Source organism: Streptomyces sp. NPDC002845 (genome assembly GCF_053591955.1).
Window position 1 is genome coordinate 45737 of sequence record NZ_JBSFUU010000029.1, and the last position, 23435, is coordinate 69171.

Below are 23435 nucleotides of genomic sequence, written 5' to 3' on the forward strand. Positions count from 1 at the left end.
CCGGTGCGGGTCCCGGTGGGTACCGGCGTGGCGTGGAGCGCCCCACCGTTCCCCTCGCCATGACCCCGCAAGGCGTGGCCCAGGCAGGCCTGGGCGGACTCCGCCCGGGCGAGACGGTCCGCGTGCCGGGCCCGGAGGACCGGGCTGCCGCGCTCGACGCGCTCCTGGCCGCCGAAACCGCCCTGCTGACGGGAGGCACCGCCCGACCTCCGCCGGCCGCTACTACCAACCGCCCACTCGCTGAGGACGGCTTCCGTGGCAGGACATGCGTATCGTCGCCTTCGAGGAGCATTACGCGATCCCTGAAGTCCGAGGGCGCCACGAGCCGGACGTACACGCTTCACACCCGGCTGATCGGCCCGGGCACCGGGCCGGACAACCCGGCCACCGCCACCCCGGCCGAACAGCGGGTGACCGTGGGCGGCACCGCCGGGATCACGGTGTCCTGGCGCGACCTACCGACCGGCCACACCTGTCTCGGCCTGATCGGCTACGACGACGGCACCGACACCGTCGGCACCACCGGCCTGACCGTCACTCCGTAGTCTCCCGTTCCGCCACTCGATTCCGGACCGCGGCGGCACCCTCCCCCGCGCATGACGGCGTGAGGACCACCGCCGACGGGTGGACGGCTCTGGCTGCTACTGCCAGGCGTACCAACGGCAGTGGTACCGACCCGAGTCGTCCCAAAACTCTCTGCTCGTTGGATCGCGCCGCGTGCTGCACAGTGGATGCCGTGCCGCACCGCAGGCCTGGTGAGGCGGCTGCCGATCGTGTTCAGCCCCGGCCGCAGCACTCCTCCTGGGCCGAGGGCCCGCCTCGTCCGCCGCGGCGTGAACCGTGTCCCGGCGGCGTCGGCCCGATGGCTCCGCCGGGACACGGCGGAACACGACGCCGCCTGGTGGGACTGCTCACCTGCAGCAGTCGTCCACGCGCTCGATCAAGGAGATCCCCCATTGTCCCGTCGGCCCGAGTCCGGCACGGAATCCGCCGCATAACCGCTTGCGGCGTCACCACGCCGCCACCCATCTCCCCGCCACCCGTCCTCCGTCGACCGAGAGAGTGGGCATGTCCATCGAACCCCCCGAGTCAACTGTTTCTCCCCCCGAGGGATCTGCGTCCGGCACGTCCCGGCGTACGTTCATCGCGACCACCACCGTCGTCGGCGGTGCGGTCGTGGCGGGCGGCCTGATAACCGGGCCGTCCGTGTTCGGCGCCGAGACCGCGGACGCCGCCGAGACGTCGTCCAGCAGCCGCGTCTCCCTGACCGTCAACGGTGAGCAGCACACCGTCACCGTCGACAACCGGACCTCGCTGCTGGACCTGCTGCGCGAACACCTGGACCTGACCGGCTCGAAGAAGGGCTGCAACGCCGGTGCCTGCGGCGCCTGCACCGTCCTGGTCGACGGCCAGCGGGTCAACTCCTGCCTGACGCTGGCGGTCCGGCTGGAAGGCGCCGAGGTCACCACCATCGAGGGCCTGTCGAGGGGCGACCGGCTGCACCCGCTGCAGCAGGCGTTCATCGACCAGGACGCCTTCCAGTGCGGCTACTGCACCTCCGGCCAGATCATGTCCGGCGTCGGCTGCATCAAGGAGGGCCACACCGGCTCACCGGAGGAGATCCGGGAGTTCATGAGCGGCAACCTGTGCCGCTGCGGCTGCTACGTGAAGATCGTGCGGGCGGTCGAGCAGACCGCGCACGGGAAATGAGGCACGGTCCCCATGCATCCCTTCTCCTTCACCCGGGTCTCCGACACCCGTGAGGCCCTTGACGCGGGCCGCGACGGCGGTCGTTACATCGCCGGCGGCACCACGCTGGTCGACCTGATGCGCGAGACCGTCGAACGCCCCGAGACGCTGGTCGACATCTCCGGTCTGCCGTTGCGCGAGGTCACCGTGACCCGGCGTGGTGGCCTGCGGATCGGCGCGCTGGTGCGGATGGCCGAGGCCGCCGCCCACAAGGGCGTGCGCTCCCTGTATCCGGTGATCTCGGAGGCGCTGGAGCTGAGCGCGTCGGCGCAGCTGCGGAACATGGCCACCATCGGCGGCAACATCATGCAGCGCACCCGGTGCACGTACTTCCGTGACGTGAGCGCCGCCTGCAACAAGCGGGAGCCGGGCTCGGGCTGCGCGGCCCGTGGCGGCGTCAACCGGACCCACGCGATCCTGGGCACGTCCGAGGACTGCGTGGCCACGCACCCCTCCGACCTCGCCGTGGCCCTCGCGGCGCTGGAGGCGACGGTCCATCTGCTCGGCCCGGACGGCGAGCGCACCGTGCCCTTCGCCGACTTCCTGCTCAGGCCGGGAAGCACACCGAACCGTGAACAGGACCTGCGACCGGGCGAGTTGATCACCGCGGTCGAGGTTCCGGCCCATCCGCGCCCGCTGAAGTCGGGCTACCTGAAGGTGCGCGACCGGCAGTCCTACGAGTTCGCGCTCACCTCGGCCGCAGTCGCGCTGCACATCCGCCGCGGGGTGATCCGCGAGGCGAAGGTCGCCGCCGGAGGCGTGGGCACCGTGCCCTGGAAGCTGCCCGCCGTCGAGCGGCAGCTCATCGGGAAGCGGCCGTCGAACGCCCTGTGGGCCCAGGCCGCCGAACACGCCGCCGACGGGGCCCGGCCCCTCCAGCACAACCGCTTCAAGGTCGAGTTGCTTCAGCGGACCGTCGAACGCCAGCTGCGCATCGTAGGAGGTACCAAGTGAGCCCGCAGCCGCAGGCAGCCGTCGGAGCCCCGCTGTCCCGGGTGGACGGGCGGCTGAAGGTGACCGGCCAGGCCAAGTACGCCGCCGAGCACGACATCGACGGGGTGGTGCACGCCGTCGTCGTCGACAGCAGTATCAGCCGCGGCCGTATCACCGGTATGGACACCCGCGACGCCGAAGCCCAGCGCGGCGTGCTGAAGGTCATCAGCCACCGCAACGCGCCCGAGCTGGCCTACCGCGAGTTCCCCTTCATCCCCTTCCCGGGCGAGCGGCTGCACATCTTCCAGGACGACCGTGTCCGGTTCTTCGGCCAGCCGGTCGCGGTCGTGGTGGCCACCACGCTGGAGGCCGCAGAGCACGCCGCGAGCCTGGTGAAAGTCACCTACGACGCCGAGGAGGCCTCGACCGACCTGACCGACGTCCCGGCCGAAGACGGACCTCAGCCCTTCGCGCAGCCCTACTCGCGGGGTGACGCCGAGGAAGCGCTGGGCTCCGCGGACGTCCGGATGGAGATGACCTACCATCTCTCCCGCAACCACCACAATCCGATGGAGCTGCACGCCACCATCGCCCGCTGGGAGGGCGACAAGCTCACCCTGTGGGACAAGACCCAGCACGTGATCGGCGTACAGAACGAGCTCGCGTCCGTGTTCGGCATTCCACCGGAGGACGTGCGTGTCCTAACGCCGTTCATCGGCGGCGCCTTCGGCAACGGACTGCGGCGGTGGCCGAACACCACCATCGCCGCGCTCGCCGCACGTGAGGTGAAACGCCCGGTCAAACTCGTCCTGACCCGCAGGCAGATGTACTTCAGCGTGGGGTTCCGGCCCGCGTACGAGTACAAGCTGCGGCTGGGCAGCAGCCGGCGCGGGCGGCTGACCGCGATGACCCACGACTTCAAGTACGAGACCTCCAGCTACGAGCAGTTCTGGGAGGCCAACCTGGCGCTGGGGCAGATGCTCTACGCCGTGCCGAACGTCAGCCAGACGCCCCAGATCGTGCCGCTGGATGTCGTCACCCCGATTTGGATGCGCGGCCCCGGCTACTCCACTGCCAGCTTCGTCATCGAGTCGGCGATGGACGAACTCGCCTACAAGCTCGGCATCGACCCGATCGAGCTGCGGCTGCGTAACGAACCCGGCGAAGACCCGTCCACGCAGCAGCCCTTCTCCACACGGCGACTGCGCGAGTGCTTCCGCGTCGGCACCCGCGAGTTCGGCTGGCACCGGCGCAACCCCAGGCCGCGCTCCACGCGTGACGGCGACTGGCTCATCGGCACCGGCGTGGCCACCGGCTGCTACGACCTCTTCCAGAGCGAGGCCCAGGCCCACGCCAGGCTCGATGCCGACGGCACCGTGGTGGTCCAGTCCGCGACCCATGACGTGGGCACGGGCACGTACACCTCCATGAGCCAGGTCGCCGCCGACGCCCTCGGCCTGGCGGTGCGCCACGTCACCTTCCAGCTCGGCGACTCCAGGATGCCGCCGGCCCCGCCACAGGGCGCCTCGCAGACCATGGCCAGCGTGGGCTCCGCCGTCCAGGACACCTGCGACAAGCTGCGGCAGCAGGCGATCAAGCTCGCGGTCGAGGACGAGCGCTCACCGCTGCACGGCGTCGACGCCGATGATGTCCAGGTCCGCGGCGGCCGGATGCATGTGAAGGGCAGCCCCGCGCGGGGGGAGACCTACCGGCAGCTCCTCGCCCGCAACAACCGCACCCACCTGGAGGCACGCGGGTCGTACACCCCGGAGGAGGAGAGCCGGTTCTCGATGTACAGCTACGGCTCGGTGTTCGCCGAGGTCGCCGTCGACGCCCGCCTGGGTCTTGTCCGGGTGCGGCGGATGCTCGGCGTCTACGACGCGGGCCGGATCGTCAGCCCCAAGCTCGCCGACAGCCAGGCCTTGGGCGGGATGATCGGCGGCATGGGCCAGGCCCTGCTGGAGCACACGATCACCGACCACCGCGACGGCCGGATCACCAACGCCAACTTCGCCGACTACCTCGTGCCGACCCATGCCGACATCCCCGACCTGAAGGCCATCTACCTCGACGGGGAGGACTACAAGGCCGACCCCATCGGCGTGAAGAGCCTGGGCGAGCTCGTGATGGTCGGCGTGGCGCCCGCCATCGCCAACGCGGTCTTCCACGCCACCGGCCGCCGCGTCCGCGAACTGCCCATCACTCCCGAAGCCCTGCTCTGAACCCCGGGCAGCAAGGGGCCTCTCCCACCACCCGGCCGGGGTCCTGAGAACCGTTCCACTGATCGGCCCGCCACCGCGCCCCATCCCCCCATGCCGGCGCGGTGGCGGGCTTCCCCACCACCCCAGAAGGACACCTCTCATGCTGAACATCGCGGACACGCTGTACCGCTGGTGCCGCGAGGACCGCCCCTTCGCCCTCGCCACCGTCATCCAGGTCAGCGGCAGCGCACCCCTGCCGGTCGGCACCGCACTGGCCGTGGACACCGACGGCACCGTGGTCGGCAGCATCTCCGGCGGATGCGTGGAGGGAGCCGTCTACGAGCTGTGCAGGCAGGTGCTGGAGCCGGGCGAACCCCCGCAGCGGGCCTGGTTCGGCTACTCCGACGACGACGCCTTCGCCGTCGGCCTGACCTGCGGCGGCGAGCTGGAGGTCCTGGTACAGCGGATCGACCCCGCCCACCAGTCCCACCTCACCACCGCCCTGGAACAACTGCTGGCCGGTCTGCCCGTCGCCGTGGCACAGGTCGTGGACGGACCGGAAGACCTCCTCGGCCGCACCCTGTCCGTCTTCGGGGACGGCAGCGCGTACGACGGCACACTGGGCGGTACCCGCGAGGACCGGACGGTAGTGGCCCAGGTCCATGCGCTGCTGCGGGCGGGACGGACCGCCCGCGTCGAGGTCGGCGGAGACGCCGACACCTGCCCCGAGAAGCTGACGCTCCTGGTCCACACCCACACAGCGCCGCCCCGCATGCTGATCTTCGGCGCCATCGACTTCGCCGCCGCCCTCAGCCAGGCCGGACGCTTCCTCGGCTACCACGTCACCGTCTGCGACGCCCGCCCCGTCTTCGCCACCCACGCCCGCTTCCCACACGCCGACAAGGTCGTCGTCGACTGGCCCCACCGCTACCTGGAGCACGCCGAGACCGACGCCCGCACCGCGATCTGCGTCCTGACCCACGACGCCAAGTTCGACATCCCCCTGCTGCGCGCGGCTCTCGACCTCCCGGTCGGCTATATCGGCGCGATGGGCTCCCGCCGCACCCACGAACACCGACTGGACCGGCTGCGGGAGGCCGGCGTGCCCGCTGAGCACCTCGCGCGCCTGCACTCACCGATCGGCCTCGACCTCGGCGCCCACACACCCGAAGAGACAGCGATCTCCATCACCGCCGAGATCATCGCCCACACCAACAACGGCACCGGCCTGCCCTTGTCCCACGTCCCCGGTCCCATCCACAGTCCCGTCCCTGTGGCCCAGATGTCATGACCAGCCGCGCTCCTGACCGCATGACAGCGCGCGCCGAGTCGTCCCGCGCTCGCTGACGAGTCACAAGCAACCGACACGCGTTGAGGAGAGGCCCCACGTGCTCATCGACACCCACGGCCGGGTGGCCACCGACCTGAGGGTCTCACTGACCGACCGCTGCAATCTGCGCTGCACGTACTGCATGCCCGAGGAGGGCCTGCAGTGGCTGGCCAAGCCCGACCTGCTCACCGACGACGAGATCGTCCGCCTTATCGACATCGCGGTCACCTCCCTCGGCATCACAGAGGTCCGTTTCACCGGCGGCGAGCCACTGCTGCGCCCCGGCCTGGTCGGCATAGTCGAGCGAGTCGCCGCCCTCGACCCCCGCCCCCAGATGTCCCTCACCACCAACGGCATCGGCCTCAAACGCACCGCCGAGGCACTGAAGGCCGCGGGCCTGGACCGGGTCAACGTCTCCCTCGACACCCTCCGCCCGGACGTCTTCAAGACGCTCACCCGCCGGGACCGCCACAGGGACGTCCTCGACGGCCTCGAAGCCGCCCGCGCAGCGGACCTGACGCCGGTGAAGGTCAACTCGGTCCTGATGCCCGGGCTCAATGAAGACGAGGCCCCCGACCTCCTCGCCTGGGCCGTGCAGCACGACTACGAGCTGCGCTTCATCGAGCAGATGCCCCTGGACGCCCAGCACGGCTGGAAGCGCGAGGCCATGGTGACCGCGGGCGACATTCTCACCTCGCTGCGCACCCGCTTCGACCTCACCCCCGAAGCCGGCGAAAAGCGCGGCTCCGCCCCGGCCGAACGCTGGCTCGTGAACGGCGGCCCGCACCGCGTCGGCGTCATCGCCTCGGTCACCCGACCGTTCTGCGCGGCCTGCGACCGCACCCGCCTGACCGCTGACGGCCAGGTGCGCACCTGCCTCTTCGCCCGCGAGGAGACCGACCTGCGCACCGCGCTCCGCTCAGGAGTCCCCGACGAAGAAATCGCCCGGATCTGGCATGCGGCGATGTGGGGCAAGAAGGCGGGCGCGGGCCTGGACGATCCCTCGTTCCTGCAGCCGGACCGCCCCATGTCGGCCATCGGCGGCTGACCCGGAACCACCTTTGCCACAGGTATGGAGACACGAAGGCATGGCAGCCCACGAAACGCACGAGCACCCCGGTGAACAGGCGCACCCCCAGCCGATCAGGCTGATCGCGATACGACAGACACCGCTCTCCCTCGACGAGGTCTTCCGGGCCGTCGGCGACGAGGCGGCGGGCGGGATCGCGCTGTTCGTCGGCACGGTGCGGAACCATGACGCAGGCGCGGACGTGGACGGCCTGGGGTATTCGTGCCACCCGACGGCCGAGGCCGAGATGCGGCGGGTCGCGGAGAAGGTCGTGGCGAACCATCCGGTGCGTGCCCTCGCCGCGGTGCACCGGGTCGGGGAACTCGCGGTGGGAGAGACGGCGGTCGTGGTCGCCGTGGCGTGTCCGCACCGGGGAGATGCCTTCGAGGCCTGCAGGAAACTGATCGACGACCTCAAGCACGAGGTGCCCATCTGGAAGCACCAGAAGTTCTCGGACGGAAACGATGAATGGGTCGGCGCGTAGAGGCCGTCACCAGTTGGTCCCGCTGTCTTGGCGCAGCGGCTCCATCTCCCAACTGGCCAGCATCCGCAGGGCTTCCTCCGACCGGGAGCCCGGCTCGGCGTGATAGGTGTTCAGCCGCATGGGGGCGTCCCCGGGCAGCGCCATGGGCTCGTGGGCGAGGTCGAACTCTCCCACCAGCGGGTGCCGCATCCGCACGGAGTCGCCGACGGTCCCGCAGCTCACCTCGTGCCGTGCCCACAACTGCCGGAACTCCTCGCTCTTCTGCGACAACTCCTGGATCAGGGAAGAGAGGTATGAATCCCCGGGGCTTTTGCCGGCGTTCATGCGCAGAACGCCGACGACTCTCAGCGCGGTGCGGCCCGGGTCGGCGAACCGGTCGCGCGCCGCGGGCGAGAGGAAGGTCAGGCGGGCCACGTTGCGCTCCTCGGGCGACAGCGGGGCCCAGTCCCCGAAGACGGCGGCGGCGAGCCGGTTCCACCCCAGGATGTCCATGCGCCGACTGACGACGTAGGCGGGTACGCCGAGCGTGTCGAGCAGGTGCTGGATGGTGGGCCGCAGTCGCTGCGGCGGGGGAGCGGCCTGCGTCGTGCTCTGCCGGTCGGGCTGGGCCAGCCGGATCAGATGGTCCCGCTCCTCCTCGTTCAGGCGCAGGGCGTGGGCGACGGCGTCCAGCACCTCGGCCGACATGGTTTCGCCGTATCCCTGCTCCAGGCGCGCGTAGTACGCGTACGACACGCCGGCCAGCGGCGCCAGTTCCTCGCGCCGCAGTCCGGGAACCCGGCGCCGCCCGTGCGAGGACAGGCCCACGTCCTCGGGCCTGAGCCGGGCCCTGCGAGAACGCAGGAACTCCTTCAGCTCGGTACGCCGGTCGAGTCCGGACGTCACTTGGTCACCGGGCGCCACATGTGAAGACATTTTTGTCCTCCAGTTGTCAAACGTGCCTCGCTGATGCGGAGCAGCGTACAGCATCGGCTCTCCGACTCGTATTGATACTTAGTATCAGATCGATGTAGAGTCTCCTCATAAGACTTCACCTCGAACGGGAGTGTTCTCGTGAGCAAGATCTGGTTCATCACCGGCTCCTCGCGCGGCTTCGGCCGCCAGTTCGTCCAGGCGGCCCTGGAGCGCGGCGACAAGGTCGCGGCCACCGCCCGCAACACCGACTCCCTCGCGGACCTGGTGGCCGCCCACGGCGAGGCGATCCTTCCCCTGATCCTGGACGTCACCGACAAGGCCGCCGCCACCGAGGCCGTCAAGCAGGCGCACGACCACTTCGGCCGCCTCGACGTCGTCGTCAACAACGCCGGCTACGGCCTGTTCGGCGCGGTCGAGGAGCTGACGGAGCAGCAGGTCCGCGACCAGATGGAGACCAACTTCTTCGGTGCCCTGTGGGTCACCCAGGCCGCCCTGCCCCTCCTGCGGGCCCAGGGCGGCGGCCACATCGTGCAGATCTCCACCGTCGGCGGCGTCGTCTCCTTCCCGAACCTGGGCGGTTACAACGCGTCCAAGTGGGCTCTGGAGGGCCTGACCGAGGCCCTCGCCCGGGAGGTCGCCGACTTCGGCATCAAGGTCACCCTGGTCGAGCCCGGCGGCTTCGAAACCGACTGGGCCGGCTCCTCCGCCACCTTCGCCGCGCAGCTGCCCGCCTACGACGACCTGCGCGCGGCCGTTGCCGCCCAGTGGGGCAACATCGAGCCCGGTGACCCGACCGCCACCGGCGCGGCCCTGCTGAAGATCGTGGACGCCGGCAACCCGCCCCTGCGGGTCTTCTTCGGCACCGCCCCGCTCCACCTCGTCCCGCAGGTCTACGCCGAGCGACTGAAGACCTGGGAGGAATGGGCCGACGTCTCCACGCAGGCCCAGGGTGCCGTCGCCTGACCGTACGCCGGCAGCCCCGGTCGGGGCCGGCGCACGTCGCCGCTGCCGCAGCCACGGCAGCGGTCGGCGGGTGTGCGCAGTTCCGCAGCGGGCGACGGCGCGCTCGCCGACCGAGGCGTTGAAGTGGACAGACCTGTCCGTTGGCTTCGCAGCTCTCAACCGATGGTCGGGCGAGGAACAGGTGCGACGTTCTGCGCCCGGCAGATCTCGACGCGCTCCTGAACCCGGCGCCGGATGAGCCCGAGCAGAGGCCCTCCCCTCAAGGACGAGAACCGTCCCCGTAGACACCCCGCACGGCCCGTCCGACGCCGACGAACACCCGCGCCGCGACACCGGCTCGGAGAACCGGGCCGCGCCGCGGCCCGGTGGCCGGTTGCTCACGGGAGCGGCTTCAGGTTGCCGTCACTGATCTGCCGTCGCAGGAGGAACTTCTGCATCTTTCCCATGGCGTTGGCCGGGATGGCGTCGGCCAGGTACCAGTGGCGCGGTGTCTTGTGCGGGGCCAGGGCGGCACGCAGGTGGTCGTGGAGTTCGGCGGCGGTGGGCGGGTCGGCGGGGTCGTTGGCGTTGATCACGGCGGCGACCTGCTCGCCCCAGGGCGGGTCGGAGAGGCCGGGCACGGCGGCCTGCCGTACCCGGCCGACGATTTTGACCTCGACCTGCCACAGGGGCCGGCCGGTGGTGTGCGGCTTGTCGTGGGCGCTGTCGTCGGGGCCGGTGCCGAGCACGGTCAGGTCGCAGCCGGCGGTGTGGAACAGCGGCAGCGCGCTGCCCCAGACTCCGTCCCGGGGGAATCCGGCGCGGGCGGCGACGAAGGTGGCGTTGGTGACGAGGCCGCGGTGGTGCAGGACGGCGCCCTTGGGGGTGCCGGTCGTCCCGGAGGTGTACTGGATCTGTGCCGCGGTACCGGGGTCGACCCGCGGGAGCGGTTCGGGGGCGGTGCCGCGGACCTCGGCGAGCCAGCCGGTGAAGGAGGCCCGCTCGCGCAGTCGGGGAAGACCCAGCAGGGAGCCGATGTTGGCGTCCGCCGTGCTGGTCAGTACGCCTTCGGCGACGCAGCGTGCCGCCGCGACGGCCTCGACGAACAGCAGCCGCTCGGTGAGTTCGCGCAGGTCGACCCCGGCGGGGTCGCCGTGTGCGGGAAACACCGTGGCGAGTCCTGGCCACAGGCCGGTCCGCGCGCCCGACGCGTCGTAGTCGTACAAGCCGGCGCCGCGCACGCGGCCGGGGCCTGCCCAGCCCGGCCATCGCTCCGGGCGCGTGGGGGTGAGGCCGAGGTCGCGGCCGGCCCGCTCGGTGCCGACGACCGTCAGCGCGGCGCCGTCGGCGATCGCCGACGAGTTGCCGGCGCAGTGAGCCGTCGGCCTTGCCGCGCCCGCGCGGGGTGCGCAGCGCGTCGTAGACGAACGCTTCTGTCGGACTGCCCATGGCGGCCGCCTTCCCGTCGGAACGTTTGCCGGCGAGTGGTCCGCATGTGTGCGCTGCGCCGGCACATCGCAGACGTCGTGCTTGCCGGCAAGCCCACAGAGTCGCTGCCGGTGCTCATCGGCGGTATGGCCGCGGGCGTCCGGGGAGCCGGGGAGTACAGGAGGAGATGGCGGAATCGGAGGAGATGACGAGCGCTCAGCTCGTCCGGAGCGGTCGATGCCCCGGCCGCAGGGCGGCTCCACCTCGTAACCCGTGAGCCGTCCCCGTCGGCCCGCCTCCTTTCATCCGTCCGCTCCCTCCGGACCGTCGGCAGCGGCGGAGCCCGAGGATCCGTTGAGCAGCGGCCGCACGATCCGGCCCCACCGCTCCAGCAGCACGTCGCGGTCCGTGTCCTCCCGGTAGAGCACATCGGAGATCGCCATGCCACGCAGCAACTGCACGGTCAGCTCGGCAACCGCCGGGTACGCGGTCGAGGCGGTGAGCTCGGGGCCCATCACCTCGTCGACCACCCGGTACAGGTCCCGACGGGCCGCCCCTTCGGCACGGCGCAGCCCGTCCCGCAGCCGTGGGTTGGTGCGCGCCACCGCCCACAGCTCCATCTCCGCACCGAACGAGGGCCCGCACATGACGGACCGGAGCACGCGCAATGAGCGTGCCAGCGGGTCACCGTCCGGCGATGCCGCCGCCAGTTCCTCGCGCACCACCCGCTCGTTCCGCGCGACGAGCAGACCGATCGCCGCCCCGAACAGGTCCTCACGGGTCGGAAAGTGATGCAGCAGCGCACCCCGGCTGACACCGGCCCGCCGCTGCACCTCCAGGGTCGTCGTCGCCGCGACACCCACCTCGATCAGCGAGTCCACGGCGGCGTCCACGATCCGGGCCCGTGTGGCGGCGCGCTGTTCGTCCCGCCTGCTCATGGCCTCCACTCCTTCACAGTCAGCTCTGACTGCGAAGAGCCATCTCACAGTCAGAGCTGACTGTTAAGGGCGTGCCGTCCCGAATTCCCTCCTCGTCTGTGGTCACGGAGGACAACTCGGCGCAGTCACGGCCGTGCCGGACTCCCCATCAATCCGAGCTCGGCCTGGTGGAGGAGATCGTCGTGGAGGAGATCGTCGTGGTGGGTGAAGAGTGGTGCGAGGCGCTGAAGCTGTGCGGCCTGAACCCTCCACGGTCCGTACGGTTCCCCTGTCGGCCGGCGCCGACGACGACTGCCCGGCCGGAGGCGGCCGCCGGATCGTGCGCGCCCTCGGCTGCCGGCCGGCTCCACGAGATGGACTGCCCCAGGGCACATCCGGTCGACGGCGTGGTGGCCCTCGTCGAGCGGCGCACCGATGGAGAACGCCCCGGCGGGCTGTCCGGCCACGGTGATGTTGCCGGGGTCGGACGCCGAAGGAGGCGACGCTGTCGCGCACCCGGCGCAGGGCGGCCATCTGGTCCTGTAGGGCGAGGTTGGGCCCACTGGCTGCCGAGGGCGGCGAGGTGCAGGAAGCCGCGCTCCCAGGCGGTAGTTGGCGGTGACGAGGACGGCATCGGTCCGGCGGGCGAGGGCCGCTTCGTCGCTGCACCGGGGGCGCGGTAGGGGGCTTGGCCCGGGACTTTTGACGCGGGAGATGCGGCTTGGAAGGACTCGGCGAGCGCGTTGTTCGCCGAGCTGCCGATGGCGCTCATGCTCTGGATCGCGCCCGCCTGGCGGCAGGCGTCGGCGAACCCCCGGCTCGCGTACCGCACGCCGTGGGCGGTGTGCGGGACGGTGTCGGCGGGGAGCACGGACGTGCGCCTCGGCCGCACGGCCAGAGCCCGTGGCCGGCCATGCGGTGGTCTCTCGGCCGATCTGCCGATCCTGCCGACGGCGGCCGGACCTACCGTGACCAACGCCGCCGGGCTCGCCGCCGTACTCTGGCCGACCCGGCGGCGACCGCGGTGGTTCACCGTGCCGCTGCGCACCGCCGTGCCCGCTGTCTTCTCCCGCGCTGGAGCGCGCATGAGGTCGGTCTAGCCGGTACGGCGCCGGCGTGCGGGGCCCCCGCTCCACCAGAGAGATGGTTCGGGCCTCCCCGTCGCCTCTGGCCGTATCCGCTTGGCCAGGTCGCGCAGGACAGCGTCCAGCAGCGGCCTCCGGCCGCAGGGGCCTCCCGGGACCGGACCACGCACAGGATGCGTGTCGCCGCCCCGGGGTTGAGTACGCCGGGGACCCGGGACCCGGGGGCACCTCCCATGCCCTTAAGGCAGTGGGGGAGCTCCCAACACCCTTCGGGGCGTGCGGCTGAATGGGCTCGCTCCTGCTCAGTCCTCAGGAACGGTGCAGCCGGGCCACAGCGGCTGGGCTTCCCTCGCGCCGACAGGGGCGATGCTTCAGTGGGTGGCGGGGAACGGATGTGAGGCCGTGTTCTACAATCTGATACTCAGTATCAAATTGAGTCCTTGCTGTACCCTTCCTGTATGAGCGAAACCGCCCGTACCTCCGAACAGTCCGCGCGCAAACCGCCCGGCTTGCGTGAGCGCATGCGTGCGACAGTGCGGGCGGAAGTGGTCGAGGTGGCGCACCGCCTCTTCACCGAGCAGGGTTTCGACCGGACGACCGTCGACCAGATCGCCACCGAGGTGGGCCTGTCGCGCGCCAGCCTGTTCCGATATTTCGGCACCAAGGAAGACATCGTCCTGGGAGGCCTGGAGGATTCCGGCCGTCAGATCGCGGAGGCGCTCGCCGCCCGCCCCGACGAAGAGCTGCCCTGGGAGGCACTGCGCCGGGCGTTCGACGTCATCACGCGAATGAACGAGCAGGCGCCCGAGCAGGCACTCAGCTATCTGCGCATGCTCCAGGAGACCCCGTCACTGCGCGCCCGGCACTACGAGAAGCAACTGAGCTGGCAGGAGCTGCTGGTGCCGGAGGTCGCCCGGCGGCTGGGGGCCAACCCTGACCGGCCCGAGGACACCAGGCCGAGTGCAGTGGCCGCCGCCGCGCTCGCCTGCCTGGACGTGGCCGCCACGAGGTGGGTGGCCTGCGAGGGCACTGTCCCGCTGGCCGTGCTGCTCGACCGGGCGATGGGCGCGTTGGCGGAGTAACCCGGCCCGCCGCCCCGTCGGCGCGCTTCCACGCTCGCTGTGCCACGGCGGAAAGTGGCTGCTACCGCACCAAGCGCACGCGCACGCGTACGCGTACGCGCAGGCCTCGCCGCAGCCCGTCCATCACGTCTCCGAGCATCTTCTGGCTGATGGCCGTGTCCGTGAGCCCCACGGTGCCGTGGAACGTCCCCGGGTAGAGGTGGAACTCGGTGGTGGCCCCCGCCTGTACCAACTGCTCTGTACCAACCGCTGCGCGTAGATCATTCCTCCGTCCCGCAGGGGATCGAGCTCGCAGACGTGGACGAACGCCGGCGGCAGCCCGGAGAGGTCCGCGGCGCGGGCCGGGGCCGCATACGCGGGGACGTCGGGGCCGCCGCGGCGGCCCTCGCCGCCCCTCGCCGCCCAGGTAGTGGCTCCAGCAGATCTCGGCGATGGGGCGGTTCCACACCGGGGTGTCGGTGAAGGCTCGCATCAAGGGCGTCTCCGCGCGCGTGCCCCGGGGTGACCTGTGCGGCGGGGCGCTCCGCTTGGGCGGCCGTTCGGCGGTGGGTGCCGTGTGTTTTCCACAGGCGGGGAGTTGTCCACAGGGTCTGACGCGGCCCGTTGACCGGCTGTACCGTCGTCCGCAATTGATGTTCGTGCGTGGGGGAGGCGGTCCGTGTGACCGAGGTCGGTGCGACGGTGGCTGGGACGGCGGCGGTGGCTGGGGCGGTTCGGGAAACCGGGGGCGCGGGTGCGGCTCAGGTTGCTGTGCCCGGAGCCGGTCGGCCGTCGGAGGCCGCGGCGCGGGTGCCGTGGGTGCGCGGGTTCGCCCGGTGGCCCGCGGAGGGGGCGGGGTCACCGAAGGACGAGGGGAAGGCGCTGCGGGCGCGGGTGGGGCGCGGTGCGCACGCGGAGCTGACGCTCACCGCCGACCGCCCGGACGCGGTGGCCGCGGTCGAGGAGTCCAACCGCGGCCGACTGCCCGAGCTCACCCCGATACGGGTCGGCAGGATGGCGGCCAGTCCGTTCACGTTCCTGCGCGGCGCGGCCGGTCTGATGGCGTACGACCTCGCGCGCACGCCCATGACGGGGATCGGCGCCCAGATCTGCGGCGACGCGCACGCGGCGAACTTCGGCCTGTACGCGGACGCGCGCGGCGGCCTGGTCATCGACCTGAACGACTTCGACGAAACCGTGCACGGCCCCTGGGAGTGGGACCTCAAGCGGCTCGCCACCTCGCTCGTACTGGCCGGGCGCGAGGCAGGTGCCGACGAGGAGACGTGCCGTGAGGCGGCCCACGACGCGGCGGGGGCGTACCGCCGCACGATGCGGCTGCTCGCCAAGCTCCCGGTGCTGGACGCGTGGAACGCCATCGCGGACGAGGAGCTGGTCTCCCACACAGACGCGCACGACCTGCTCGGCACGCTGGAGCGGGTCTCGGAGAAGGCACGGGCGAACACGAGCGGACGGTTCGCGGCGAAGTCGACGGAGACGACCGAGAACGGCGGTCGCCGCTTCGTGGACGCCCCGCCCGTGCTCCGGCAGGTCCCCGACGCGGAGGCGGCCGTGGTGGCGACGGCCCTGGAGGAGTACCTCACGACCCTGTCCGAGGACCGCCTCCCGCTCCTGGCCCGCCACACGGTGCACGACGTGGCGTTCCGCGTGGTCGGCACGGGCAGCGTGGGCACGCGCTCGTACGTGGTGCTGCTGCTCGACCACCGGGGCGAACCGCTCGTCCTCCAGGTCAAGGAGGCCCGCTCCTCGGTGCTGCTCCCGCATCTGGAGACGGCAGGGTTCGAGATACCGGACGTGGCGCACGAGGGCCGCCGGGTCGTCCTCGGGCAGAAGCGGATGCAGGTCGTCAGCGACATCCTGCTCGGCTGGACCTCGGTCGACGGGCGTCCCTTCCAGGTCCGCCAGTTCCGCAACCGCAAGGGCAGCGTCGACCCCGCCGCCCTCGCCGCCGACCAGCTCGACGACTACGCCCGCATGACCGGCGCCCTCCTCGCCCGCGCCCACACCCACACCGCCGACCCCCGCCTGATCGCCGGGTACTGCGGCAAGAACGAGGAACTCGACGAGGCGATGGCCACGTTCGCCGTGGCCTACGCGGACCGGACGGAGGCGGATCACTCCGTGCTGGTGGCGGCGGTACGGGAGGGGAGGATCGCGGCGGAGCCGGGGGTTTAGGGGAGCTTGGGGCAGCGGTGCTCTCTGCGTGGAAAGGGGCTGCTCTCTGTGCGAGGGCTCTGCTGTGGAGGGGTCGTGTGGAGGGGGAGCCGTCGCGGCGGGCCGGTGGTGAGGCTCCCCGGGGGCGGGTGGCGGCTCGGGCCGTGGCCTACGCTGGTCGGGTGACGACGCCGGACGCTGAGCGGAACCAGGACGTGCCTTCGGGTGAGGAGGTGCGGGAGCAGGCTGCTGAGCAGGAAGAGGCGGCCGCGGCCGGTGCTGGGGCGGCTTCGGCGGAGTCGGCCGAGTCGGCCGGGGCGTCCTCGGAAGGTGAGGCTCGGCCCGAGGAGCGGCTGGAGCGGGCCGTGCGGGCGGCCGAGCAGGCGTTGATCGAGTACGAGATCGCCGTCGAGACCTTCCGGGTCGAGGTGGAGAACTTCTCGCGGCTGCACCACCAGAAGCTCGGCCCGATGTACGCACGGCTCGACGAACTGGACGCGCAGATCGCCGAGGCGCGGGCCGCGCGCACCGGGAACCCGGAGGACATACGCGCGGCCGAGGAGGCCCGTGCCCGGGTCATGCCCATGCCGGGTGTCGAGGAGCTGTTCCACGGCTGGATGGACTCGGAGGGGCTGTTCCCGGAGGCCGCGGCGATGCTCACCGATCAGTCCGTACGGCCCCCGGAGCGGGTCCGCCCCAGCGACGAGGCCCGCAAGCTCTACCGCGAACTCGTCCGCAAGTCCCACCCCGACCTGGCGCAGGACGAGACCGAGCGCAAGCGGCGCGACGAGTTCATCGCCCGGGTCAACGCCGCCTACGCCCGGGGCGACGAGGCACTGCTCCAGGAGCTCTCCGCGGAGTGGGACGCGGGCCCCGTGCCCGAGGAGTGGAAGCCGAGCCGCGGCGAAGAGCTCTACGCCCGCCTCGAATGGCTCGCCCAGCGCAAGGAACTCCTCACGCGGATCGCCCGGGAACTGGAGGAGGGCGCCATCGGCGCGATGCTCCGCCTCGCCCCGGACGACCCCGACCGGCTCCTCGACGAGGTCGCCGAACAGCTCCTGTCCGAGGTCGCCGCACGCGAGGCGGAACTGGCGGCCATGCTGCGGTAGCCGGAGCCGGAGCCGGAGCCGGCTCAGGCGGCGTCGGGTAGCGTCGGGGGCATGAGTTTCGGAGCTGGTGTGCCCACGGTCGAGGTCGCGGGCCTCAAGGACGGCGACTTCCTGCTGGACGTCCGCGAGGACGACGAGTGGCAGGCGGGTCACGCCGAGGGGGCGCTGCACATCCCCATGAGCGAGTTCGTGGCCCGCTACGGCGAGTTGACTGAGGCCGCACCGCAGGACGGCAGGGTCCACGTGATCTGCCGCAGCGGCGGACGCTCGGCCCAGGTCGCCATGTACCTCCTCCAGCAGGGCATCGACGCCGTGAACGTCGACGGCGGCATGCAGGTCTGGGAAGCCGTGGGCCGCCCGGTGGTGGACGACAAGGGTCAGCAGGGTTTCGTGCTCTAAGCGCTCCGCTGGAAGTGCGGTGATGAACCTGCGGGCCGGTGGGGCTGGTCGCGCCCACGCGGCGGAGCCGCATATCGATACAGCCCCGCGCCCCTTTGGGGCGCGGTACCGCACCGGATTTCGCCAGACCCGCTTAGGGGCGGGTGGGGACGGGCGAGGGCTGCCGTATCCCTGATCTCCACCCCAGCCCTCCACCCCAGCCCTCCACCCCTGACCTCCGGCCCCTGACCTCCACCCCTGACCTCCGGCCCTCTGGCCGTCCCCTCTGACCGCCGCGGTCAGCCCAGGGGATGCGCGGCCAGCAGGTCCCCCAGCGCCTCCTCGTGTGCCGCCGCCGGGCCGAGGGACAGTTCCAGTTGTTTGGCCCAGGCGTGGTAGCGGTGGAGCGGGTAGTCGACGTCGGCGCCGAAGCCGCCGTGCAGATGCTGCGCGGTCTGCACGACTCGTCGTACGCCCTCGGACGCCCAGACCTTGGCGACGGCGACGTCCCCGGCCGCGGGCAGCGCACCCCCCGTCCCCGAACCGAACCGCCCCGAACCGATCCGCCACGCCGCCTGCCACAGTGTCGCCTCCATCGCGCGGAGGTCGATGTACCGGTCGGCGGCCTGTACGGCGACCGCCTGGAAGGTGGCGACCGGGAACCCGAACTGCTCCCGCTTGCCGGTGTACTCGCTGGTCATCGCGAGGACCCCCTCGCCCAGCCCGAGTGCCAGCGCACACGTCCCCGTGGTCAGCAGCAACCTCAGCCGCTCCCAGGACTCCTCCGCCTCGATGACGTACCGGCCGGCGACCCGTGCCGACTCCAGGCACAGTTCGCCCAGCCGTTCCCCGGTCGTGGCGATCTGCTCGGCGAGGACGACCCCCTCGTGGACCCGGGGCACGAGCGCGAGCACGGCACGGCCCGTGGCCGAGGAGTGCGCGGGCACGAGGACGAAGTCGGCGTTGTGCGCCCAGGGCACCGCGGTCTGCACCCCGTCCAGCACCCAGGAACTGTCGCCCTCCTGCCGTGCGGTCACGGCGAGTTCGGCGGGGTCGTGCCCGGTCCGGCCGTGGGCGGCGACCGTCAGCACGACCTCGCCCCGGCCCGCCCGCGCGAGCAGTTCCCCCTTCAACTCCTCGGTTCCGTACGCCTGTACGGCCACCACGGCCGCACTGTTCTCCAGCAACGGCACCCTGGCCAGCACCTTCGCCGACTCGCGCAGCACCAGACAGAGCGCGATGGCGTCCAGCCCCGAACCGCCGTACTCCGGGTCGAGCAGCAGGCTCAGCAGGTCCGCGTCGGCGAGCCGTGCCCACAGCGCACGGTCGAAGTCGTCCGCCACGGCGCCCACGGTGAGCGCGGGGCTCGGCACCCCGTCGGGCGCCACCCCGGAGAACACCGCCCTCGCCGCCTCGACCGACGCCCGCTGTTCCTCGCTGAAGGTGAAGTCCACGGTCCTGTCCTCCCCGGCGGTCCGTTGATCTGACGGAGCGTCAAGATAGAACAGGTTCTACAAGAAGGGAACGGTGCGGCGGCGCCGGCCGGCGCCCAGCGACAGACACCGCTGCTCACCGGCCGTGGGCCGATGCCTCACCGGCCGTGGGCCGATGACTCGCCCCTGTGCATCGATGCCTCACCCGGCCGTACGCCGGTGCCTTACCCACCGCGCACCTGTGCCTCACCCACCGCGCACCCGTGCCTCACCGGTCGAAGTCCAGCTCCACCGTCTCCGTGGCCGGATGCGACTGGCACGCCAGCACATACCCCGCCTCCGTCTCCTCCGTCTCCAGCGCGAAGTTCCGGTCCATCCGCACCTCGCCCGAGACCAGGAAGGCCCGGCAGGTCCCGCACACCCCGCCCTTGCAGGCGTAGGGCGCGTCGGGGCGGTTGCGGAGCACCGTCTCCAGGAGGGATTCGCCGTCCCGTACCGGCCAGGTCCCGCCCCGGCCGTCGAGCCGTGCGGTCACCGTGCTGTGCGCGGGAGCCGGGGAGGCCGTGACAGGAGCGGCAGCCGTGTCTCCCGCGGCCACGTGGAATATCTCCTCGTGGATACGGGTCCTGGGCACGCCCAGCCCGCGCAGCGCCCGCTCCGCCTCCTGCACCAGCCCGAACGGCCCGCACAGGAACCACCCGGCCACCCGCTCCACCGGCAGCAGTGCTGGCAGCAGCCCGGTCAGCCGCTCCTGGTCGAGCCGCCCGGACGGCAGCCCCGCCTGCTGTTCCTCCCGCGAGAGCGCCGTCACCAGCTGGAACCGGTCGGGGAAACGGTCCTTGAGATCGGCGACCTCCTCCAGGAACATCGTCGAGGCCGCCGTCCGGTCGCCCCGTATCAGACAGAACCGGGCATGGGGCTCGTGTGCCAGCAGAGTCGTCACGATCGACAGCACCGGGGTGATCCCGCTGCCGCCCACCACCGCCGCGTACAGCCCGGGGGCGGGCTCCAGCGTGAACCGTCCCGCCGGCGTCATCACCTCCACCTCGTCGCCGACCGAGATCTCCTTCAGCGCGTACGTCGAGAAGGCACCGCCCTCGACCAGCCGCACCCCGACCCGCAGCGTCCGCGGGCCCTCGTCGTCCGCCGCCGGTGCCGGGGAACAGATCGAGTACGTACGGCGTATCTCCGTTCCGTCGGCCAGGCGGCGCAGTGCCAGGTGCTGCCCGGGTGCGTGCCGGTACTCCTCGCGCAGTTCCTCGGGGACCGCGAAGGTGAGGGCCACGGAGTCGTCGGTCAGCCGGTCGACCGCGACCACCGGGAGCGTGTGGAAGCGGGCCATCACAACTCCTTGAAGTGGTCGAACGGTTCACGGCAGGCCAGGCAGCGGCGCAGCGCCTTGCACGCGGTGGACGAGAAGCGGCTGAGCAGCTCGGTGTCGGCGGAGCCGCAGTGCGGGCAGCGGACGGGTTCCGCTTCCTCGGCCGACGTGCGCGTGGGGCCCAACTCCAGGGGCACGGGCCCCAGGTCCCCGTGCACGCGCGGGGGCGCTATCCCGAACTCCCGCAGCTTGCGCCGCCCTTCGGCCGTGATGTCGTCCGTCGACCAGGCGGGCGTGAGCACCGTACGGACGGTGACCTCCCGTATGCCGTGCTCGTGCAGCGCCCGTTCTATGTCCGAGGACATCGCCTCGATGGCGGGGCAGCCGGTGTACGTGGGGGTCAGTTCGACCTCGACCGAGTCGGCGGAGCGGACATGGACGGCGCGCAGCACGCCGAGCTCCGCCAAGCTGAGCACGGGCAGCTCGGGATCGGGCACGGACCCGGCCAGCCTGCGCAGTTCCTCTTCGAGAGAAGTGACGCTCACCATGACGCCCCCGGATGACTCCGGTGCAGATGCTGCATCTCGGCGAGCATGCGCCCGAAGGGCTCGGTGTGCAGCCCCTGCCGCCCGGCGCCCGCGCTCCACGCCCCGGTGCGCGGGCCCTGGGGGAGTTCCAGCGTGGCCCGGCGCAGGACGTCACCCACGGACTCCAGCCAGTCGGCCTCCAGCCGCTCCCCGTCGACGTCCAGGCCGGGTACGGGCTGGAACATCTCCCCGGTGAACCGCCACAGCGCCTCGCACGCCCGCCGTATCCGCTCATGGCTCTCGGCGGTGCCGTCGCCGAGCCGGAGTGTCCACTGCTCGGCGTGGTCCTGGTGGTAGGCGACCTCTTTGACCGCCTTGGCGGCCAGTCCGGCGAACTCGCTCTCTCCGGCGGCCAGCCGGGCGTACAGCAGCCGCTGGTAGGTGGAGAAGTACAGCTGGCGGGCGATCGTGTGGGCGAAGTCGCCGTTCGGCTGCTCGACGAGCTGGAGGTTGCGGAAGGCGCGCTCCTCGCGGAGGTACGCCAGCTCGTCCTCGTCGCCGGCCATGGACAGCAGCACCCGGGCCTGGCCCAGCAGGTCCAGCGCGATGTTGGCCAGGGCGACTTCCTCTTCGAGGACGGGCGCGTGGCCCGCCCACTCCCCCAGGCGGTGCGAGAGCACCAGGGCGTCGTCGCCGAGGGCGAGGGCGGCGGTGGGGCCGGCGGTGACCGTCACAGAATTCACAGGTGCTTCACCCCTTCCGGGATCTCGTAGAACGTCGGATGGCGGTACGGCTTGTCTGCGGCCGGTTCGAAGAACGGGTCCTTCTCGTCGGGCGAGGAGGCCGTGATGGCGGTGGACGGGACGACCCAGATGGAGACGCCCTCGCCGCGCCGGGTGTACAGATCGCGTGCGTTGCGCAGTGCCAGCTCGGCGTCCGGCGCGTGCAGGCTGCCGGCGTGGGTGTGCGAGAGCCCGCGCCGCGAGCGCACGAAGACCTCCCACAGGGGCCAGTCGTTGGTGGTCATGCGCGTGCCTCTCCGTTCCCGGCAGCGTGCTTGGCCGCGTACGCCGCTGCCGCCTCCCGTACCCACGCGCCCTCTTCGTGGGCGCGTCTGCGCTGGGTGATCCGCTGCTCGTTGCACGGGCCGTTGCCCTTGAGGACGTCCCAGAACTCCGGCCAGTCGATCGGGCCGAAGTCGTAGTGGCCCCGCTCCTCGTTCCACTTCAGCTCCGGGTCGGGGAGCGTCAGGCCGAGGGACTCCGCCTGGGGGACGCAGATGTCGACGAAGCGCTGGCGCAGCTCGTCGTTCGAGTGGCGCTTGATCTTCCAGGCCATCGACTGCGCGGAGTGCTGCGACTCGTCGTCGGGCGGGCCGAACATCATCAGGGACGGCCACCACCAGCGGTTCACCGCGTCCTGCGCCATCTCGTGCTGCTCGGGCGTGCCCCTGCCGAGGGCCAGCAGCAGCTCGTACCCCTGACGCTGGTGGAAGGACTCCTCCTTGCAGACGCGGACCATCGCGCGTGCGTACGGCCCGTACGAGCAGCGGCACAGGGGCACCTGGTTGGTGATCGCGGCGCCGTCCACCAGCCAGCCGATCGCCCCGACGTCGGCCCAGGTCAGCGTGGGGTAGTTGAAGATCGAGGAGTACTTCTGGCGGCCGCTGTGCAGCTTGTCGAGCAGCTCCTCGCGGCTGGTGCCGAGGGTCTCCGCCGCGCTGTACAGGTACAGCCCGTGGCCGGCCTCGTCCTGGACCTTGGCCATCAGGATGGCCTTGCGGCGCAGCGAGGGGGCGCGCGTGATCCAGTTGGCCTCCGGCTGCATGCCGATGATCTCGGAGTGTGCGTGCTGCGCTATCTGCCGGATCAGGGTGGAGCGGTAGGCGTCGGGCATCCAGTCGCGTGGCTCGATCCGCTCGTCGGCCGCGACGGCCGCGTCGAAGGCCGTCTCGTACGCCGTCGCGAGCGCGGCCTCGTCCGCCTGGCCGCCCGCCTGCGCACGAGTCGTCTGGTGAGCTGCTGCTGTCGCCATCGGTCTCCCTCGACCTCCGCTCTCCACCGGACTTTCTGTGGAACTCCCTGCCGAGCTCCCGACCGACCGATCGTTCGGTTAGCTCGATTCAATGGTGGGGCGGGCGCCGTAAGGTGTCAACCGCTGTGGATAACTCGCGATCGCCGGGAACGGCCGGCATGACCGGTGTGCGGATGTGACCACTGTGTTCGTCGGGGCTGCGCCGGACGGGTGGGTCTGAGTACCGTTCCGGTTCGAACGCGATGGGCCTCCGGCGGTCGGAGGCGGTACCGGATCGGGCAGCGGGCCGGGCATCGGACGCCGGGAACCCCAGGAGCGCCGGGAGCACCGGCACACCAGGGAACACC

The 23435-nt window shown here is 71.5% G+C and carries 23 protein-coding genes and 1 pseudogene; 13 read left to right on the forward strand and 11 right to left on the reverse strand.

Annotation, left to right across the window (positions count from 1 at the left end):
• The first annotated feature begins 32 nt into the window (after positions 1-32).
• From ACWD3C_RS22080 to ACWD3C_RS22110, 7 genes are all read left to right on the forward strand, one after another.
• A complete protein-coding gene (locus ACWD3C_RS22080; protein ID WP_451146381.1) occupies positions 33-545 on the forward strand; it encodes a hypothetical protein in 513 nt (170 codons plus the stop codon).
• Positions 546-1068: 523 nt separating this feature from the next.
• On the forward strand, positions 1069-1710 hold the full coding sequence (locus tag ACWD3C_RS22085) for a (2Fe-2S)-binding protein (RefSeq protein ID WP_451146383.1): 642 nt from the start codon (positions 1069-1071) through the stop codon (positions 1708-1710).
• Between the two features lie 12 nt (positions 1711-1722).
• Complete coding sequence (locus ACWD3C_RS22090; RefSeq protein ID WP_451146385.1) at positions 1723-2703, forward strand: FAD binding domain-containing protein; 981 nt, start codon at positions 1723-1725, stop codon at positions 2701-2703.
• A complete protein-coding gene (locus ACWD3C_RS22095; RefSeq protein ID WP_451146387.1) occupies positions 2700-4904 on the forward strand; it encodes a xanthine dehydrogenase family protein molybdopterin-binding subunit in 2205 nt (734 codons plus the stop codon). The genes ACWD3C_RS22090 and ACWD3C_RS22095 overlap by 4 nt, the downstream gene beginning before the upstream one ends.
• Positions 4905-5043: 139 nt before the next feature.
• Positions 5044-6174, forward strand: coding sequence for an XdhC family protein (locus ACWD3C_RS22100; RefSeq protein ID WP_451146389.1), 1131 nt, complete (start codon positions 5044-5046; stop codon positions 6172-6174).
• 97 nt (positions 6175-6271) lie between these two features.
• Positions 6272-7261: a GTP 3',8-cyclase MoaA gene (gene moaA, locus ACWD3C_RS22105; RefSeq protein WP_451146391.1), complete on the forward strand. Its 990-nt coding sequence runs from the start codon at positions 6272-6274 to the stop codon at positions 7259-7261.
• A 40-nt stretch (positions 7262-7301) separates the two neighbouring features.
• Complete coding sequence (locus ACWD3C_RS22110; RefSeq protein WP_451146393.1) at positions 7302-7766, forward strand: molybdenum cofactor biosynthesis protein MoaE; 465 nt, start codon at positions 7302-7304, stop codon at positions 7764-7766.
• A 6-nt stretch (positions 7767-7772) separates the two neighbouring features.
• On the opposite strand, the gene ACWD3C_RS22115 is transcribed toward ACWD3C_RS22110, so the two are convergent.
• Positions 7773-8681, reverse strand: a complete 909-nt coding sequence (locus tag ACWD3C_RS22115; protein ID WP_451146395.1) for a helix-turn-helix domain-containing protein — start codon at positions 8679-8681, stop codon at positions 7773-7775.
• 138 nt (positions 8682-8819) lie between these two features.
• On the opposite strand from ACWD3C_RS22115, the gene ACWD3C_RS22120 reads away from it, so the two are divergent.
• Entirely contained in the window at positions 8820-9644 is an 825-nt protein-coding gene (locus ACWD3C_RS22120) for an SDR family oxidoreductase (protein ID WP_451146397.1), read from the forward strand.
• Positions 9645-10021: 377 nt separating this feature from the next.
• Here the strand turns inward: ACWD3C_RS22120 and ACWD3C_RS22125 are convergent, their stop codons facing one another.
• Positions 10022-10864, reverse strand: coding sequence for an AMP-binding protein (locus ACWD3C_RS22125; protein WP_451146399.1), 843 nt, complete (start codon positions 10862-10864; stop codon positions 10022-10024).
• A gap of 489 nt (positions 10865-11353) precedes the next feature.
• Entirely contained in the window at positions 11354-11989 is a 636-nt protein-coding gene (locus tag ACWD3C_RS22130; RefSeq protein ID WP_451146401.1) for a TetR/AcrR family transcriptional regulator, read from the reverse strand.
• 722 nt (positions 11990-12711) lie between these two features.
• On the opposite strand from ACWD3C_RS22130, the gene ACWD3C_RS22135 reads away from it, so the two are divergent.
• Both ACWD3C_RS22135 and ACWD3C_RS22140 read left to right on the forward strand, forming a co-directional pair.
• Positions 12712-13068, forward strand: a complete 357-nt coding sequence (locus tag ACWD3C_RS22135) for a hypothetical protein (protein WP_451146403.1) — start codon at positions 12712-12714, stop codon at positions 13066-13068.
• 443 nt (positions 13069-13511) lie between these two features.
• The gene (locus tag ACWD3C_RS22140) at positions 13512-14135 is read left to right on the forward strand and encodes a TetR family transcriptional regulator (protein WP_451146405.1); all 624 of its coding nucleotides are present in this window, start codon (positions 13512-13514) and stop codon (positions 14133-14135) included.
• Between the two features lie 61 nt (positions 14136-14196).
• Here the strand turns inward: ACWD3C_RS22140 and ACWD3C_RS22145 are convergent, their stop codons facing one another.
• Both ACWD3C_RS22145 and ACWD3C_RS22150 read right to left on the reverse strand, forming a co-directional pair.
• Entirely contained in the window at positions 14197-14367 is a 171-nt protein-coding gene (locus ACWD3C_RS22145) for a hypothetical protein (protein WP_451146407.1), read from the reverse strand.
• Between the two features lie 17 nt (positions 14368-14384).
• A pseudogene (locus tag ACWD3C_RS22150) lies at positions 14385-14477 on the reverse strand (alpha/beta hydrolase fold domain-containing protein); the annotation flags it as partial.
• Between the two features lie 318 nt (positions 14478-14795).
• Here ACWD3C_RS22150 and ACWD3C_RS22155 point away from each other — a divergent pair.
• From ACWD3C_RS22155 to ACWD3C_RS22165, 3 genes are all read left to right on the forward strand, one after another.
• A complete protein-coding gene (locus tag ACWD3C_RS22155; protein ID WP_451146409.1) occupies positions 14796-16307 on the forward strand; it encodes a DUF2252 domain-containing protein in 1512 nt (503 codons plus the stop codon).
• Positions 16308-16468: 161 nt separating this feature from the next.
• Positions 16469-17395: a hypothetical protein gene (locus ACWD3C_RS22160; protein WP_451146411.1), complete on the forward strand. Its 927-nt coding sequence runs from the start codon at positions 16469-16471 to the stop codon at positions 17393-17395.
• A gap of 69 nt (positions 17396-17464) precedes the next feature.
• Positions 17465-17794 (forward strand): rhodanese-like domain-containing protein, encoded by a 330-nt coding sequence (locus ACWD3C_RS22165; RefSeq protein WP_451146515.1) that lies wholly within the window; start codon positions 17465-17467, stop codon positions 17792-17794.
• 278 nt (positions 17795-18072) lie between these two features.
• Here ACWD3C_RS22165 and ACWD3C_RS22170 read toward each other — a convergent pair whose 3' ends face one another.
• From ACWD3C_RS22170 to paaA, 6 genes are all read right to left on the reverse strand, one after another.
• On the reverse strand, positions 18073-19227 hold the full coding sequence (locus ACWD3C_RS22170; protein WP_451146413.1) for an acyl-CoA dehydrogenase family protein: 1155 nt from the start codon (positions 19225-19227) through the stop codon (positions 18073-18075).
• A gap of 247 nt (positions 19228-19474) precedes the next feature.
• Positions 19475-20548 carry a 2Fe-2S iron-sulfur cluster-binding protein gene (locus ACWD3C_RS22175; RefSeq protein ID WP_451146415.1) on the reverse strand — a complete coding sequence of 358 codons (1074 nt, stop codon included), beginning with the start codon at positions 20546-20548 and terminating at the stop codon, positions 19475-19477.
• Positions 20548-21075 carry a 1,2-phenylacetyl-CoA epoxidase subunit PaaD gene (gene paaD / locus ACWD3C_RS22180; RefSeq protein WP_451146417.1) on the reverse strand — a complete coding sequence of 176 codons (528 nt, stop codon included), beginning with the start codon at positions 21073-21075 and terminating at the stop codon, positions 20548-20550. Before paaD ends, ACWD3C_RS22175 begins: the two co-directional genes overlap by 1 nt.
• On the reverse strand, positions 21069-21788 hold the full coding sequence (gene paaC / locus ACWD3C_RS22185) for a 1,2-phenylacetyl-CoA epoxidase subunit PaaC (RefSeq protein ID WP_451146517.1): 720 nt from the start codon (positions 21786-21788) through the stop codon (positions 21069-21071). Before paaC ends, paaD begins: the two co-directional genes overlap by 7 nt.
• Before the next feature lie 5 nt (positions 21789-21793).
• Positions 21794-22081: a 1,2-phenylacetyl-CoA epoxidase subunit PaaB gene (gene paaB / locus ACWD3C_RS22190; protein ID WP_451146419.1), complete on the reverse strand. Its 288-nt coding sequence runs from the start codon at positions 22079-22081 to the stop codon at positions 21794-21796.
• Positions 22078-23088: a 1,2-phenylacetyl-CoA epoxidase subunit PaaA gene (gene paaA / locus ACWD3C_RS22195; protein ID WP_451146421.1), complete on the reverse strand. Its 1011-nt coding sequence runs from the start codon at positions 23086-23088 to the stop codon at positions 22078-22080. Before paaA ends, paaB begins: the two co-directional genes overlap by 4 nt.
• Positions 23089-23435: the final 347 nt, after the last annotated feature.